Origin of the sequence: Sphingopyxis sp. (assembly GCF_036261875.1) — a bacterium.
Taxonomy (GTDB): Bacteria; Pseudomonadota; Alphaproteobacteria; order Sphingomonadales; family Sphingomonadaceae; genus Sphingopyxis.
The window spans coordinates 159,064-174,432 of record NZ_DATAJZ010000010.1; the positions used below are offsets into that span (position 1 = coordinate 159,064).

General features: G+C 65.9%; 13 protein-coding genes. 8 read left to right on the forward strand and 5 right to left on the reverse strand.

The features are described 5' to 3' along the window. Positions 1-26 precede the first annotated feature (26 nt). The 3 genes from VHO04_RS05930 to VHO04_RS05940 are packed head-to-tail and all read right to left on the reverse strand — an operon-like array spanning position 27 to position 3,456. On the reverse strand, positions 27-737 hold the full coding sequence (locus tag VHO04_RS05930) for a glutathione binding-like protein (RefSeq protein WP_329627444.1): 711 nt from the start codon (positions 735-737) through the stop codon (positions 27-29). Beyond that, a complete protein-coding gene (locus tag VHO04_RS05935; RefSeq protein WP_329627445.1) occupies positions 734-1,231 on the reverse strand; it encodes a nuclear transport factor 2 family protein in 498 nt (165 codons plus the stop codon). Before VHO04_RS05935 ends, VHO04_RS05930 begins: the two co-directional genes overlap by 4 nt. Beyond that, a complete protein-coding gene (locus VHO04_RS05940; protein WP_329627446.1) occupies positions 1,231-3,456 on the reverse strand; it encodes a TonB-dependent receptor in 2,226 nt (741 codons plus the stop codon). Before VHO04_RS05940 ends, VHO04_RS05935 begins: the two co-directional genes overlap by 1 nt. A 126-nt stretch (positions 3,457-3,582) precedes the next feature. Here VHO04_RS05940 and VHO04_RS05945 point away from each other — a divergent pair, with 126 nt between their 5' ends. Together VHO04_RS05945 and VHO04_RS05950 are read left to right on the forward strand one after the other, a co-directional pair. Beyond that, positions 3,583-4,089, forward strand: coding sequence for a DUF3237 domain-containing protein (locus VHO04_RS05945; RefSeq protein ID WP_329627447.1), 507 nt, complete (start codon positions 3,583-3,585; stop codon positions 4,087-4,089). A 1-nt stretch (position 4,090) separates the two neighbouring features. Then, on the forward strand, positions 4,091-4,816 hold the full coding sequence (locus tag VHO04_RS05950; RefSeq protein WP_329627448.1) for a glutathione binding-like protein: 726 nt from the start codon (positions 4,091-4,093) through the stop codon (positions 4,814-4,816). Positions 4,817-5,010: 194 nt separating this feature from the next. Here VHO04_RS05950 and VHO04_RS05955 read toward each other — a convergent pair whose 3' ends face one another. Together VHO04_RS05955 and VHO04_RS05960 are read right to left on the reverse strand one after the other, a co-directional pair. After that, positions 5,011-5,715, reverse strand: coding sequence for a glutathione S-transferase family protein (locus VHO04_RS05955; protein ID WP_329627449.1), 705 nt, complete (start codon positions 5,713-5,715; stop codon positions 5,011-5,013). A gap of 4 nt (positions 5,716-5,719) precedes the next feature. Further along, the gene (locus tag VHO04_RS05960) at positions 5,720-6,883 is read right to left on the reverse strand and encodes a CoA transferase (RefSeq protein ID WP_329627450.1); all 1,164 of its coding nucleotides are present in this window, start codon (positions 6,881-6,883) and stop codon (positions 5,720-5,722) included. A 106-nt stretch (positions 6,884-6,989) separates the two neighbouring features. On the opposite strand from VHO04_RS05960, the gene VHO04_RS05965 reads away from it, so the two are divergent. The 6 genes from VHO04_RS05965 (at position 6,990) to VHO04_RS05990 (ending at position 15,344) form a co-directional block, all read left to right on the forward strand. Beyond that, positions 6,990-7,910, forward strand: coding sequence for a hydroxymethylglutaryl-CoA lyase (locus VHO04_RS05965; protein WP_329627451.1), 921 nt, complete (start codon positions 6,990-6,992; stop codon positions 7,908-7,910). Positions 7,911-8,082: 172 nt separating this feature from the next. Beyond that, positions 8,083-10,386, forward strand: a complete 2,304-nt coding sequence (locus VHO04_RS05970) for a TonB-dependent receptor (protein ID WP_329627452.1) — start codon at positions 8,083-8,085, stop codon at positions 10,384-10,386. Positions 10,387-10,407: 21 nt separating this feature from the next. After that, on the forward strand, positions 10,408-12,042 hold the full coding sequence (locus VHO04_RS05975; RefSeq protein ID WP_329627453.1) for a carboxylesterase/lipase family protein: 1,635 nt from the start codon (positions 10,408-10,410) through the stop codon (positions 12,040-12,042). Continuing rightward, positions 12,039-13,598: an AMP-binding protein gene (locus tag VHO04_RS05980; RefSeq protein ID WP_329627454.1), complete on the forward strand. Its 1,560-nt coding sequence runs from the start codon at positions 12,039-12,041 to the stop codon at positions 13,596-13,598. Before VHO04_RS05975 ends, VHO04_RS05980 begins: the two co-directional genes overlap by 4 nt. 59 nt (positions 13,599-13,657) lie before the next feature. Further along, the gene (locus VHO04_RS05985; RefSeq protein ID WP_329627455.1) at positions 13,658-14,353 is read left to right on the forward strand and encodes a TetR/AcrR family transcriptional regulator; all 696 of its coding nucleotides are present in this window, start codon (positions 13,658-13,660) and stop codon (positions 14,351-14,353) included. Between the two features lie 97 nt (positions 14,354-14,450). Next, positions 14,451-15,344: an SDR family NAD(P)-dependent oxidoreductase gene (locus tag VHO04_RS05990; protein WP_329627456.1), complete on the forward strand. Its 894-nt coding sequence runs from the start codon at positions 14,451-14,453 to the stop codon at positions 15,342-15,344. The last annotated feature ends 25 nt before the right edge of the window (positions 15,345-15,369 follow it).

Consider the following 15,369-nt stretch of genomic DNA (forward strand, 5'->3'; position numbering starts at 1 on the left):
AATCCCCTCCCGCCTGCGGCAGCGGATCAGCGCGTCGGCGCCTCGAGCATATTCTTGCCGAACAGGTTCGACCATTGCTCGTCGCTGAGCACCGGGCGGGCGCTCGACAGGTTCGCGGCGTTCTTGACGTCGGTGCCCGCGATCACCGCGGGGCGCTCGCCGATCCGCGTGAACCAGTCGGCGACCGCCGGATAGTCGTCGAGCGTCAGGCCGATCGCGCGGATCGCGCGCGTCCACGGCCAGGCGGCGATGTCGGCGATGCTATACTCCTCGGCGAGATAGTCGGCTTCGCTCAGCCGGCCGTTGAGAACGTGGAGCAGGCGCAGCGTCTCGTTGCGGTAGCGCTCGACGGGATAGGTCTGGCCTTCGGGGGCGTAGCGGATGAAATGATGCGCCTGGCCCTGCATCGGGCCAAAGCTCGCCATCTGCCACATCAGCCATTGCTGGGCTTGCGAGCGGCGGCGCGGATCGGCGGGGAGCAATTGCCCGCTCTTTTCGGCGAGATAGAGAAGGATCGCGCCGCTTTCGAACACCGGCAGCGGTGCGCCGCCGCCGATGGGATCATGGTCGACGATCGCGGGCAGGCGGCCGTTCGGATTGATCCGGCGATATTCGGGGGTCAGATGATCGCCCTCGAGCATGTTCATCGCCAGCAACCGGTGCGGCAGCCCGACTTCTTCGAGCATGATCGAGACTTTGTGGCCGTTCGGCGTGGGCGTGAAATAGACGTCGATCATCGGGGGCTTCTTTCGGCGAAGATGGAGCGGGCTGCCGCGAAGGCGGCGTCGAAGGCGGCGCGGCCGACGGGATAGCCCGCGACGGTCAGCGTGACCCCGGCGATCCGCCAGTCCGGGTCGCGGACAAGGTGGTGAGTATAGCGGCCGATCAGGTCGCCCATCAGCGTTTCGCCGTCCACGGTCACGAAATGGGCGGCATCGACGATGCTGCGGACCGCGGCCCGGTTGCCGTCGATATCGGCCGCGATGTTGTGAAGCCGGTGCGCGGTGGCGTCGAACCCCTCGAGCGCGCGGCAACGGTCGGTCCAGTCGTCGGCAGCGATGGTGGCGGTGATCGAACCGATCGCGCCATAGTCGATGGCGATCCGATCGGCGAAGAGGGCGCGGTACGCGGCCCAGTCGCGGGCATCGAGGGCGTCCGCATAGCGGGTCACAACCGCGACCGCCGCTTCCCTGTCGAGGAAAGCGGCGATCGCGGTCGATCCCTGGGACATCAGAATTTGATGCCGGCTTCGACCGAAAGGTTGCGCGGCGGTTCGAGGTAAAGGATCGCGCGCGATGCCGCGGTGATCGGCTCGGGAAGCCTGAAGGCACTGCCCGTCGTCAGCTCGTTGGTCAGATTCTTGCCGACGAAAGCGACGAACCAGCTATCGTCCTGCGCGGCGAGCTGGACGCGCAGGTCGAGCTTCACATAGCCCTTCTGCACACCGAAGATCGGGCTCTGATCGTCCGAGTCGAAATATTTCGACCGACCCGCGGCGACGCCAGTGATGTCGAGCTTCAGCGCGTCGCCAAGGTCGAAGCGGCCGTGCGCGGAGATGTTGCCGGTCCATTTCGACGTATAAGCGATCGGAAAGCCAGCCAGGTTGTTCGTCTGCGGCGTGCAGGTGATCGGCTGCGACGCCAGGCAGGCCGCCTTGGGATAATCATCATATTTGATATCCTGATAGGCGCCCGACGCGGTGATGTCGAAATTGGGTGCAGGATAGATGCTGAGCGAACCCTCGATGCCCTTCGACGTCGCGCTCGCGGCATTGCCGGTCAGGTAGCTGGAAGATTCGGGCTGATAGACCGACACCTGCAGATTCTTGAACTGCGTGTCATAGACCGACACATTCGCGATCAGCTTGCCGTCGAGCAGCGTCGACTTGATGCCGGCTTCATAGTTGGTCGACCGTTCGGGCTTGAACGAGAAGGTCGAATCGACCGTGCCGAGCGTGTTGGAAACGAAACCGCCCGACTTCGACCCGCGGCCATAGGTCGCATAGACCATGATGCGCGGCGCGATGTCGTACTGCACGGTCACCGACGGATCGACATTGCCTTCGCTGAGCGAGCCCTTGGCGCTCGAGATCGGACGGATCGCGAACGGACCATAGACGAGGTGCGAGGCGAAGTCGGCGTCCTTGCTGGTGTGCGAATAACGCAGGCTGCCGATGACGCGGAGCGTGTCGGCGATGTTCAGCGTGCCCTGTCCGAACACCGACCAGCTTTCCGAAGTCTGGTTGAAGCGGCTGTCGATGCGGCCGAAATAGGGGCTACCGAACAGGTTCGCGATGTTGAAACCCTGCAACTGGTCGAGCCGGTATTTGCCATGGTCGTAATAGGCGCCGGCGATGAATTCGAAGGTGCGCCCGGTCGGCGACAGGATGCGCAGCTCCTGCGAATATTGCTCGAAGCGTTCGGGGAAGCTGTTGTAGACCGAATTGTTGGTGACGGCGCCGCCCCCACCGGGGATCGTCTGGTCGAAGCCGTTGACGATATTGGCGTTGAACCAGCTGTAGCCGGTGACCGAGGTCAGCGTATAGTCGCCGATCGCCAGGTTTCCGGTGCCCGAGATCATCCAGGATTTGGTCTTGGTGCCCTCGTCGCCGAGCGCCGATTTGTCGAGATAGCGGGTGCGATGCGGATTCTGTTCGCTGGTCAGCGGGCTCGATACGGTGATCCCGCCGATGACGTCGCGGTTCGCATATTCGATCTTCGTCGTATAATCGAAGTTCGACGACGGTTCCCACTTCAGGGTCAGGCGCAGCAGTTGCTGCTTGATTTCGGGATCGTCGTGATCGGTCGCGAGATTGTGGATATAGCCGTCCTGGTTGACGACCTTCATCGCCAGACGTGCGCCGAGCGTGTCGGTGATCGGTCCCGACAGATAGCCCGAGAAATCGGTGCCCTTGAAATCGAAATTATAATTGGCGGTGAGCTTGCCCTCGAAATCGCGGGTCGGGCCGGCCGACACGACGCTGACCGCGCCCGCGGCGGTGTTCTTGCCGAACAGCGCGCCCTGCGGACCGCGCAGCACCTCGACGCGCGCGAGGTCGAAGAAGGGCGCCTGCGCCTGGCGCGAACGGCCCGCATAGACGCCATCGACGTAGAGCGAGACCGACTGGTCGAAGGCGAAGTTGGCCGGCGGCGAGCCGAAACCGCGGATATAGATGACGTCGTTGCCCGCGGTCGACTGGACGAAGACGTTCGGCGTATAGTTCATCACCGACTTGATATCGTTCGAGTTGAAATCGTCGAGCCGCTGGCCGCTGACGACTTCCATCGAAATGGGCACGTCCTGGAGATTCTGTTCGCGCTTCTGCGCAGTGACGATGATCTCGTTCGCGTTGCTGTCGGCCTCGTCCGACGCCGCCTGCGCCATTGCCGGTGCGGCGCTCGCCAGCATCGCGATCGCCGCGACGCCGGACAGAAGAATCTGACTTTGAGCCTTCATGTTCACCCTCCCATTGAGTGTTATGAGACGGCATCGAAAAAGGGGGTTCGATCCGTCAATCTGATTGACGCTTAGTATACTAATGGTTTTATGCTTGTCCATAGGCTGGAAAGAGGATTCGCACATATGACCGAAGAAAATCAGCACCCCGTTTCGCCGGCTCTCGCGAGCCGTCCTCTGTGCACCGTCGAGTTCGAAGTCGGCGGCGGACTGATCGCGATCGGCGCTTCGCCCTTTGGCGATCAGCGGCTCGGCTACATCACCGGTGGGCGATTTTTCGGGCCGCGAATCAACGGCATCGTTTTGCCCGGCGGCGGCAACTGGTCGCGCGGCGGGCGCCTTGGCGATGCCGCCTCGGTCGGCACTTTCGACGCGCGCGCGGTGTGGCAGACCGACGACGGCGCCCTCATCTATCTGAGCTATACCGGCCGCAGCATCATTCCCGACGATGTTCGCGCGACCTTTGCCGATCCCGCGGTGCCCGACGCCGACTCGTCGCGCTACTATCTGCGAATCGCGCCGGTGTTCGAAACCGCGAGCGTCGAATATGGCTGGCTGAACGGTGTGCTCGCAGTCGGCATCGGCGAACGCACCGACTTCGGGGTCCGCCATGTGATCCATGAGGTGCTTTGAGATGATCGACCTTCATTATTCGGCGACCCCCAACGGGCAGAAGATCGCGATCATGCTCGAGGAGATCGGCGCGCCCTATCGCGTCCTTCCCTATGACATCTTCAACGGCGATCAGTTGACCGAGGCGTTCGGGCGCATCAACCCCAACCACAAGCTGCCCGCGATCGTCGATCACGACCCGGCAGGCGGCGGCGAGCCGGTGACCGTCTTCGAATCGGGGGCGATCCTCCAATATCTGGCGGAGAAAAGCGGGCGCTTCCTCCCCGCATCGGGCGCCGCGCGCGCCGCGACCCTGTCCTGGCTGACCTGGCAGGTCGCGGGGCTCGGGCCGATGGGCGGGCAGGCGAGCCATTTCCTGCGCTACGCCCCGGCGGGGCAGGATTATGCGGTCGAACGCTATACGAAGGAGGTGGCGCGCCTGCTCACCGTCCTCGAACGGCGGCTGGAAAAGAGCGCCTATGTCGCGGGCGACGACTATACGATCGCCGACATGGCGATCTGGCCCGGCCGCGCCTCGGCCTTCGTCATGGGGATGGGGTTCGACGACTGGCCGGCGATGCACGACTGGTTCGAACGCATCCGCGAGCGGCCCGCGGTCGCGCGCGCGATGGGGCGCGAGGATCTGAAGGCTCCGGCCAAATATATCGGGCGGCACCAGACGCTTGACGCGCGGGAATGGTCGAACATGTTCGGCGACGCGAACCATGCCGCGGTGAAGAGGGATTGAGGGGTAGGGGCGGTTGCGACCGGAAGCTGACGTTTCTCTTTTCGTCACCCCGGACTTGATCCGGGGTCCCGCTTGAGATCGAAGGCCGTTCATTCGCAGGAAAAAGCGGGATCCCGGGTCAAGCCCGGGATGACGGACGGCGGATAAGCCAGCGTCCCCTCACCACCCCAGCACCGCCATTCGCCAGCCGTCCTCTACCGCTTCATATGCTGCCGGTCGCCCCACAGGATCGCGCGATGTTCGTCGGTGAAGCCGGTGAGGCCGCCCTCGATCGTCTCGGCGCGCGCGACGCCGACCTGCATCCCTTCGGCGACCGCCGGGCGCGCGAGCATCGCGGCGCCCCAACGCTCGACGTTCGGAAAGCGGCCCGCCTTGTCGATGAACTGGCGGCGGAGATAGGGCAGGGTCGCCATGTCGGCGATCGTATAGGCGTCGCCCGCCAGCCACTCGGCTTCGCCCAATCTTTTGTCGAGCACCATCATCAGCCGGTCGACCTCGCGGGCATAGCGCTCGATCGCATAGGGATGCCGGTCCTTGGCATAATGGGTGAAATGCGCCTCCTGCCCGAACATCGGACCGACGCCCGACACCTGGAACATCAGCCATTGCCAGCAGATCGCGCGCTTGACCGGATCTTCGGGAAGAAAGCGGCCGGTCTTCTGGGCAAGATAGAGGAGGATCGCCCCCGTTTCCCACAGTATGAAGCCCGGTCCCTCCGGCCCGTCGTCGTCGACGATCACCGGCGTCTTGTTGTTCGGATTGAGCGCGAGAAATTCGGGCGTGAGCTGCTCGCCCGCCAGGATGTCGACGGGTTCGAGCCGCCACGCGAGCTCCATTTCGAGCAGCGCGATCGCAATCTTGCGCGCGTTCGGGGTCGGGCCGCCGTAAAGGGTGATCATCGCGTCACGCCTCCTGCCCAAGCCAGCGTTCGAGCACCTCGGCGCTGTCCTGCCCAACGGTGAGGGGGGCGGGGCGGCGGACGCCGCCAGGCGTCGCCGACAGCTTGGGGAAGACGCCCTGCATCCGAATCTCGCCCAGTTCCTCGTCCGCGACCGTCACCAGCGCCTCGCGCGCCGCGAAATGCGGGTCGGCGAGCATATCCTCGGCGTCGTAGACGCGGCCCGCCGGAACGCCCGCCGCGATCATCTTCGCTTCGAGCTCCTCGATCGTCATCGTCTTCGTCCAGTCGCCGATCAGCGCGTCGAGCTCCTCCTGCCGCGCCCCGCGCGCGCGATGCGTCGCATAGCGCTTGTCCGTGGCGAGTTCGGGGCGCCCCATCGCTTCGGCCAGCCGCGCGAAGACGCCGTCCTGGTTCGCGCCGATCAGATATTCGCCGTCGCTGCACGGATAGACGTTCGACGGCGCGATGCCCGGCAGCGTCGACCCGGTGCGGCGGCGTTTCACGCCGCTCGCCGAATAATCGGCGACGGTCGATTCCATGACCTGCAAGACGGCTTCGTAGAGCGCCGAATCGACGATCTGGCCTTCGCCGGTCTTGTTCCGATGGTGGAGCGCCGCGAGAGCGCCGAGACAGCCATAGGTGGCGGCGAGCGTGTCGCCGATCGACACGCCCATGCGCGCGGGCGGCAGGTCGGGATAGCCGACGATGCCGCGCCAGCCGCCCATCGCCTCGCCGATGCCGCCGAAGCCGGCGCGCTTCGAATAGGGACCGGTCTGACCATAGCCCGACACGCGCACGACGATCAGCCCCGGATTGGCTTTGCGCAGTTCGGCGGGGTCGAGATTCCATTTTTCGAGCGTGCCGGGGCGAAAATTCTCGATCAATATGTCGGCCTTGGCGATCAGTTCGCGCGCGAGCGCCTGGCCTTCTTCCGACCGCAGGTCGACCGCGACCGAATATTTGTTGCGCGCAATGACGCGCCACCAGCTTGGACGGTCGCCCTGGCCCCAGTGGCGCATCTGGTCGCCGGTCTCGGGCGGTTCGAGCTTGACGATCTCGGCCCCCATGTCGCCGAGCAACTGGCCGCAGAAGGGACCGGCGATAAGCTGCCCCATCTCGACCACCTTGATTCCGTCCAGCGCTCCCCCGCCGCTTGCGTTCGTCATGTCGTTCCTTTCGGGTCGGGGCCTGATAGAAACAGGCTCACGCCGCCCATGGCCATTGTATACTTAGAATGCTATGTAATTTTCAACCTGCTAAATGACTCGGGAAATGTTCGGGACCGATATGGTGAAGAATCGCAGCGTGGAAATGGTCGAGGTCGGGCCGCGCGACGGCCTGCAGAATGAATCGGCGATCGTCTCGACCGCCGACAAGGCCGAACTGATCCGCCGCGCCATAGCTTATGGCGCGCGGCGGATCGAGGTGACGAGCTTCGTCAATCCCAAGAAGGTGCCGCAACTCGCCGATGCCGAATCCCTGGTGGCGATGCTGCCCGAGCGCGACGACGTCACCTATATCGGGCTGGTGCTCAACCGCCGCGGCGCCGAGCGCGCGCTGGCGACGGGGCGAATCGACGAGCTTGGCGCGGTGTGCGTGACGAGCGATTCGTTCGGCATCCGCAACCAGGGGCAGAGTTCCGACGAATCGCTCGCCGCCGCGATCGGGATCGTCGGCCTGGCGAAGGCGGCGGGGCGCGACGGACAGATCACCATCGCCACCGCCTTCGGCTGCCCGTTCGAGGGCGAGGTCGCGATCGACCGCGTTGTTGAGATGGCGAAGCGCGCGGCCGAAGCGGAGCCGCGCGAGATCGCGCTCGCCGACACGATCGGCGCCGGCACCCCGGCCGAGGTTGCTGAGACGGTGGGGCGCGTGCGCGCGGCGGTCGGCGCGCTGCCGGTGCGGGTGCATTTTCACAATACGCGCGGCAGCGGACTCGCCAATGTCTGGGCGGCGGTGAACGAGGGTGCGGCGACGGTCGACGCCTCGCTCGGCGGTCTCGGCGGCTGTCCCTTCGCGCCGGGCGCGGCGGGCAATGTCGCGACCGAGGACGTCGTCTACCTGCTCGAACGCAGCGGCGTGGCGACCGGGCTGGACCTGCCGTTGGCGGTCGAGGCGGCGGGCTGGCTCGGCGGGGTGATGGCGCGTCCGCTGCCCGCGATGGTGAGCCGGGCCCCCGCCTTTCCGGGCTGACGGCCCAAGTTTTCCGTGATTTTTGTCGCCACGCGCGACGGGCACATCGCTGCCCGATAGTCGTCGGAATTTTATTCACACACACGATAGTGAATATTGACTCCTCCGTGAATGTGACGGATAAACCTTCCCAGATCGGTGGCAACGACCGCCGACGGGAGGGAGAGTTTGTATGAAGGCTCAGCTTTTCGCGTCCGCATCGGCGGTCGCCTTGTTCGCGCTACCTGTTTCGGCGCTGGCCCAGTCTAATGATGGCGACGCACCTGCCGATACCGGCGTCCGCGCCGATACCCACGACAGCAAGGATATCATCGTCACCGCGACGCGCCGCACCGAGCGGCTTCAGGACGTCCCGCTCAGCGTCACCGCCTTCGGTCAGAAGGAACTCGATGATCTGGGGATCGTCGGCTATGAGGGGATCGCGCAGAACACCCCCGGCGTGGTCGTCAACCGGCCGACCCAGAATTTCAACAATTTCACTGCGCGCGGCATCAACACCAACGGTTATTCGGCCGGGCTGCAAAGCGCGGTCGCCATCTATGTCGACGAACTGCCGATTTCGGCGAACGGCAATTCGACGATCCTCGACCCCAATCTCTACGACGTCGAGCGCGTCGAATTCCTGCGCGGGCCGCAGGGGACCTTGTTCGGGTCGAACTCGCTCGCGGGCGCGATGCGGATCATCACCAAGAGCCCCGACCTCGACGAATTTCAGGCGTCGGCGAGCGTCGACCTTGGCCTCACCGGCTCGCATTCGCTGCGTCAGCGCTACAATGCGATGATCAACCTGCCGATCATGAAGGACGAGATCGGGCTTCGCGTCTCGGGCTATTATCGCAACGAAGACGGCTGGATCGACAATATCGGCACCGGGATCAAGGATTCGAACAGCCTCGAGGCCTATGGCGGCCGCGCGGCCCTGCTCCTCCAGCCGAGCGACCGGATGAAGGTGAAGCTGCTCGTCTCCTATGAGAACAGCAAGCCCGCGGATTCGGGCCTGACCAATCCGCTGCTCGGCAAATTCGTCCGCAATTCGGATCGCCCAGACCTCTTCCAGGGCAAGCTCACCAACTACAACCTCACGGTCAATTACGAGTTCGATTTCGCCGAGCTGATCAGCTCGACGACGCTGTCGAATTACGACGCCTCCTTCTATGTCGATCTGGCCGGCACCTATGCGCAGGCCTTTCCGTTCGCGCTCGACGCATACGGCTATGACGACCTGTTCGTGCAGGAAACGCGGCTGGTGTCGCGTCATGACGGTCCTCTGCAATGGGTCGCGGGCTTCTTTTATTACGACAAGCGCCGGACGGTCGATTTCGCCTATCGCTCGACGCCCGAATATCTGGCGGCGAACAATATCGTCGGGCTTCCCGACGAATATTATCAGCGCTTCAACAGCTATACCGACCAGAGCGAAATCGCCGGTTTCGGCGAGCTGACCTTCCGCTTCAGCGACAAATTCTGGATCACCGGCGGACTGCGCTACGGCAATACCGAGGTGCAGAGCTTCACGCGCGGCGGCGGCTACAACAGCAATTATCTGACCGTCGCCTATTGCCGCGCGTTCACCGCGCTTTGCGGCGGTTTCATCCCAGCGTTCAGCGGCACGACGCCCATCCCCTATGCCGAAGGGCTGAAGGTTTCCGACGACCGCCTGTCGTGGAAGGCCAGCGTGTCATGGAAGCCGGTCGACAGTCTGACCACCTATGCCACCGTTTCGACGGGGTTCCGCACGCCGGTGGTCAACGCGCGCGCCGGCCTAGTCAGCACGATCAACCCCAATGACATCGTCATCCCCGACGGCGCCAAGTCGGACAGCGTGACCAATTACGAGGTCGGGCTGAAAGGGCGCTGGTTCGGCGGCGACCTGACCGCCAATCTGGCCGGCTATTACATCGACTGGAAGAATATCCAGGTCCAGGCGAACCGCGTGTCGGATTCGATCCAGTTCGCGACCAATATCGGCGCGGCCGAAAGCTATGGCCTGGAATTCGAGTTCATGGCGCGGCCGCTCGCGGGGCTCAGCCTCGCGCTCAACGGCTCGTTCAACGAAGCGAAGGTGACCAAGCTGTCGGCGATCGAGGCGGCGATCTCGGGCGCCGAAGTGGGCACCCGGCTTGCGTCGCCGCATTTCCAGGGCTCGGCGACGCTGCGCTATGACTTCCCCGTCGGCGATAGCGAGACCGCGTTCGCGGCGGTCAATGTGTCGCACGCGGGGTCGTTCCCGAACCAGTTCCCCAACGTGCCGGGCAATCCCAACGCGGTCAGCCCGACCTACGACTATACCGAGGCGTGGACCAACGTGAACCTCTATGCGGGCACGAAGCTGGGGGCGCTCAACCTGACCGCCTATGTCGAGAATCTCTTCGACGACAAGTCGATCACCTACGTTCACCCCGAAGCCTTTCTCGACGGGCGCTACGCCCGGATGCGGCCGCGCACGGTGGGCGTGCGCGCCGACTATCGCTTCTGACCGATGACGAGGGACCGGCCGATGATCGCTCGCTTCAGCCCCTTCGCACTTCTGCTCGCGGCCCTGCTTTCCGCGCCGGTCGCGGCCGCCGATCCGGTGGTCGATGCGCCCGACGGAGCGGTGCGCGGGGTGCAGGAGCGCGATATGCGGGTGTTCCGCGGCATTCCCTATGCCCAGCCGCCCGTCGGCGAGCGCCGCTGGCGCGCGCCGGCGGCGCTGCCGCGCTGGGACGGCACGCGCGACGCGACGAAGTTCGGCGCCGCCTGCATGCAGCCGAAGCCGCGCGGACCCAGCATCTATGCCTGGGACCTTCCGACGATGAGCGAGGATTGCCTGTCGCTCAACGTCTGGGCGCCGCAGAATGCGAAGGGCGCGCCGGTCTTCGTCTGGATTCACGGCGGCGCCCTGTCGTCGGGGTCGGGCGCCGATCCGCTCTATGACGGCAGCGCGCTCGCGCGGCGCGGGATGATCGTGGTGACGATCAACTACCGGCTCGGCATGTTCGGCTGGTTCGCGCACCCGGCGCTCAGCGCCGAGGCGCCCGATCATGTCTCGGGCAATTACGGCCTGCTCGACCAGGTCGCGGCGCTTGAATGGGTCAAGCGCAACATCGGCGCGTTCGGCGGCGATGCCGGCAATGTGACGATCGCCGGGGAATCGGCGGGCGCGCTCAGCGTCATGTATCTGATGGCGGCGCCCCCGGCGCGCGGCCTGTTCCACAAGGCGATCGCCGAAAGCGGCTATATGGTCTCGGCGCCCGCGCTCCGCGAGGCGATCAACGGCATGGTTCCCGCCGAGGCGCAGGGCGTCGATCTCGCCGCCAGGCTCGGCGCCGCCGATCTTGCCGCGCTGCGCGCGCTGCCCGCGGCGGACATCGCCGAAAAGGCGCCCGCGACGGGCTATTTCCCGTTCCCGAACGTCAACGGCAAGGTCGTGCCGCGCCAGCTCGTCGACACGTTCGACAAGGGTGAGCAGGCGCCGGTGCCGATGCTCGCGGGGTTCAACAGCGGCGAAATCCGCTCGCTCCGCTTCCTCCTGCCCAAGCCGCCCGCCGACGCCGCGGCCTATGAAGCCGCGATCCGCGCCGGCTATGGCGAATTTGCCGACCTGTTCCTCGCGCGCTACCCGGCGAAGACGATCGAGGAGAGTATGCTCGCCGCGACGCGCGACGCGATGTACGGCTGGACGTCGGAGCGGCTGGCGTCGGATCAGGCGGCGCTGGGGCAGGGCGCCTATCTCTATTTCTTCGACCATGGCTATCCGGCGACCGAGGAATGGAATCTCCATGGCTTTCACGCCGCCGAACTGCCCTATGTGTTCGGCACCGCGACGCGGACGCCGCCGCTGTGGCCGAAGATTCCCGACAATCTCGCCGAGCGGAAGCTGAGCGAGGCGATGGGCGATTATTGGGCAAGCTTTGCCAGGACGGGCCGGCCGCGCGCGAAGGGCTGGCCCGACTGGCCGGCCTATGCCGACAATCGCGGTTTCCTGCATATCGCGGATGTGCCGCGCGCCGGGCACAATCTCCTCCCCGGCACCGCCGCGCTCCACGAAGCGGTGGTCTGCCGCCGCCGCGCCGCGGGCAATGTCGCCTGGAACTGGAATGTCGGCGTGATGTCGCCGCCCCTGCCCCCCAAAGCCGCGGGGTGCCAATGATCGACGGATCGATGCAGACCTATGCGTTGACGCTCGACAAATTCCTCTCCCATGCCGCGAAATGGCACCCCGGCGCCGAAGTGGTTTCGGCCGGGGCGGAGGGTCGGGTCCGGCGCATCGGCTATGCCGCGCTGCGCGAGCGGGCGCTGCGCGTGTCGGGGGCGCTCGCGACCTTGGGGATTGCGAAGGGTGACCGCGTCGCGACGCTCGCCTGGAACACGCAGGGGCATGTCGAGGCCTGGTACGGCATCATGGGCATGGGGGCGATCTGCCACACGCTCAATCCGCGCCTGACCCCGGCGCAGCTCGGCTCGATGCTCGCCCAGTCGGAGGCGTCGGTGCTGCTCGCCAGCCCCGACCTGCTGCCGCTGGCACAGGATGCCGTGCGCAATCTGGGCACGGTGCGCCATATCCTGCTGCTCGATACCGCGGAGGGCGAGGGCGCGATCGAACCGCTGGTCGCCGCGGCCCCGGCCGATGCCGTCTGGGGCGATTTCGACGAGACCAGCCCCTCGGGACTCTGCTTCACCTCGGGCAGCACCGGCGCGCCGAAGGGCGTGACCTATACCCACCGCGGCTGCTTCCTTCACACGATGCGCCAGCTTCAGGCCGATGTTCTCGGCATCACGGCGCGCGACGCGGTGATGCCGGTCGTCCCGATGTTCCACGCCAATGCCTGGGGCATTCCCTTCACCGCCCCGGCGGTCGGCGCGAAGCTGGTGCTGCCGGGCCGCCACAGCGACGGTGCGCATCTGGCGCGGCTGATCCGGGCCGAAGGCGTGACCGCCGCCGTCGGCGTTCCCACCGTCTGGCTCGGGCTCATCGAACATCTGGAAGCCGAGGGCGGCGAGGTGCCGACGCTCGAGCGCATCCTCGTCGGCGGGTCGTCGATGCCGCCCGCGCTGATGGACCGGATCGAGCGATGCCTGGGGGTGGAGGTGCAGACGAGCTGGGGCATGACCGAGCTGTCGCCGCTCGGCACCGCCGCATTGCCGGGCGACTCCGCGCGCCGGCCGTCGCTTTCGGGCCGTCCGGCGATGGGCATCGACCTGCTGCTCACCGACGCCGAAGGCCGCGCGCTTCCCGAACAGCGCGGCGCCGAGGGGCATTTGCGCGTGCGCGGCGGCTCGGTCGTCGAACGCTATTTCGGGCAGGCCCAGCCCGCGACCGACGCCGAGGGCTGGTTCGACACCGGCGACCTAGCGCGGATCGACGGGGCGGGCAATCTCGTCATCACCGGCCGCGCCAAGGATCTGATCAAATCGGGCGGTGAATGGATCAATCCCGCCGAGATCGAGGCGCTGGTCGGCGCGCTGCCGCAGGTGTCGCTCGCCGCGGTGATCGGGCGGCCCGACCCCAAATGGGGCGAGCGGCCGATCCTGCTCGTCGAAACCAGCGAGCCCGCGGTCAGCGACGCCGAACTGCTCGCGCCGCTCGCCGGGCGGGTCGCGTCGTGGTGGATTCCCGACGCGGTCGTGCGGCTCGACGCGATGCCGCTCGCGCCGACGGGCAAGATCGACAAAATGCAATTGCGGGCCGAATATGGACAGGTGTAGGCGCCTAGGGCCTGACCCTAGGATCGCGGCCGCCTGAGAAGGTGCGGAAGGAAGAGAATTTGGCGTCGAATGCAAAGAGCGCGGTAAAGCGGCCATCGAAGGCGGAACAGCGCGCCGAAATGATGGAGCAGATTCTCGACACCGCCGAACTCCTGTTTTCGAAGCACGGCTTTCACGGCGTGACGCTGAAGGACGTCGCGAAGCAGGTCGGCGTCCACCACACGCTGCTCAACTATTATTTCGACGACAAGCGGACGCTGTTCGACGCGGTGTTCGCGCGGCGCGCGGTGGTGACGATCGACAAGCGGATGCAGGCGCTCGACGATTATGACCGCGCGGCCGGCGGCAAGCCGACCGTCGAGGGCGCGCTCCACGCCTTCCTCGATACCGACCTCGATCTTTATATCCAGGGCGGCGAGGGCTGGAAGAATTACGGCGCCTTCGGCGCGCAGGCGTCGAACAGCCCCGAGGGCGCCGAGTTCATGGACAAATATTTCGATCCGGTGGTGCTGCGCCTGATCGGCATATTGAAAAAGGCGCTGCCCGAATCCGACGAGGAGGATATTTTCTGGGGCTATCATTTCGTCACCGGCGCGCTGATGCTGACGCTCGCGCGGACGGGGCGCATCGACAAATTGTCGCAGGGGCTTTGCCATTCGGACGATTATGAGGCGGTGAAGCAGCGCATGGCGCGCTTCATGGCGGCGGGTTTCCGCGAGATCTGCGAACAGAGGAAGGACGCCAGGGCCGGCTGACCGCGGACGGAGGCCGCCGGACCCGCGGGGGCGGCGCTTTCGGGCTTTTATTCACTCACAAGTGAGTTACTATCATATGCGACGAGGAAGGAATGCTATGCAACTGGATGAGCGGGTCGCGATGGTGACCGGAGCGGGCGGCGGCCTCGGCCGCGCGCACGCGCTGATGCTCGCGCGACACGGTGCGCGCGTTGTCGTCAACGACATGCAGGCCGACGCGGCCGAGCGCGTCGCGGACGAGATCGCGGCGGCGGGCGGCGATGCGCTGGCGGTTCGCGCATCGGTCACCGACGAGGCCGAAGTCGCGGCGATGGTCCATTCGGCGACGCTCGCCTGGGGCGGCGTCGACATATTGGTCAACAACGCCGGCATCCTGCGTGACAAGAGCTTCGCGAAGATGGACCTCGCCGACTTCCGCCTCGTCGTCGAAGTTCATCTGATGGGCGCCGCGATCTGCTCGAAGGCGGTGTGGGAGCAGATGCGCGCGCGGCGCTTCGGCCGCATCGTGATGACGACCTCCTCCTCGGGGCTCTACGGCAATTTCGGGCAGGCCAATTATGGCGCGGCCAAGATGGCGCTGGTCGGGCTGATGCAGACCCTCGCGCTAGAGGGCGAGAAATACGGCATCCGCGTCAACTGCCTCGCGCCGACCGCGGCGACGGCGATGACCGACGGCGTGCTCGCGCCCGAAGCGCTCGCGCATCTCGCGCCCGAGGCGGTGAGCCCGGGATTGCTGGCGCTCGTCGGCGAGGATGCGCCGACGCGTGCGATCCTGTGCGCGGGCGCCGGTCATTTCGCGGCCGCGAACGTCACGCTGACGGACGGCGCCTTCATCGGGCGCGGCGACGATGCCGCGACGCGGGTCGCCGCCGAATGGGATCGCATCGTCGACCGGCGCGGCGAAAGCGTGCCGGCCTATGGCTTCACGCAGGCCGAGCGCGAGCTGGCGAGCGCGGGCGTCACCGCGCCGACGATGGCGGTCCAACGCTGATATTCCCCGGGAGCGTGGCGGACGG

What these genes read in the sequence shown, in the direction of transcription:
- VHO04_RS05990 (WP_329627456.1), top strand. Translation starts at nt 14,451, where the DNA reads ATGCAACTGGATGAGCGGGTCGCGATGGTGACCGGAGCGGGCGGCGGC.
- VHO04_RS05975 (WP_329627453.1), top strand. Translation starts at nt 10,408, where the DNA reads ATGATCGCTCGCTTCAGCCCCTTCGCACTTCTGCTCGCGGCCCTGCTT.
- VHO04_RS05945 (WP_329627447.1), top strand. Translation starts at nt 3,583, where the DNA reads ATGACCGAAGAAAATCAGCACCCCGTTTCGCCGGCTCTCGCGAGCCGT.
- VHO04_RS05950 (WP_329627448.1), top strand. Translation starts at nt 4,091, where the DNA reads ATGATCGACCTTCATTATTCGGCGACCCCCAACGGGCAGAAGATCGCG.
- VHO04_RS05960 (WP_329627450.1), bottom strand. Translation starts at nt 6,883, where the DNA reads ATGACGAACGCAAGCGGCGGGGGAGCGCTGGACGGAATCAAGGTGGTC.
- VHO04_RS05955 (WP_329627449.1), bottom strand. Translation starts at nt 5,715, where the DNA reads ATGATCACCCTTTACGGCGGCCCGACCCCGAACGCGCGCAAGATTGCG.
- VHO04_RS05940 (WP_329627446.1), bottom strand. Translation starts at nt 3,456, where the DNA reads ATGAAGGCTCAAAGTCAGATTCTTCTGTCCGGCGTCGCGGCGATCGCG.
- VHO04_RS05930 (WP_329627444.1), bottom strand. Translation starts at nt 737, where the DNA reads ATGATCGACGTCTATTTCACGCCCACGCCGAACGGCCACAAAGTCTCG.
- VHO04_RS05935 (WP_329627445.1), bottom strand. Translation starts at nt 1,231, where the DNA reads ATGTCCCAGGGATCGACCGCGATCGCCGCTTTCCTCGACAGGGAAGCG.
- VHO04_RS05980 (WP_329627454.1), top strand. Translation starts at nt 12,039, where the DNA reads ATGATCGACGGATCGATGCAGACCTATGCGTTGACGCTCGACAAATTC.
- VHO04_RS05970 (WP_329627452.1), top strand. Translation starts at nt 8,083, where the DNA reads ATGAAGGCTCAGCTTTTCGCGTCCGCATCGGCGGTCGCCTTGTTCGCG.
- VHO04_RS05965 (WP_329627451.1), top strand. Translation starts at nt 6,990, where the DNA reads ATGTTCGGGACCGATATGGTGAAGAATCGCAGCGTGGAAATGGTCGAG.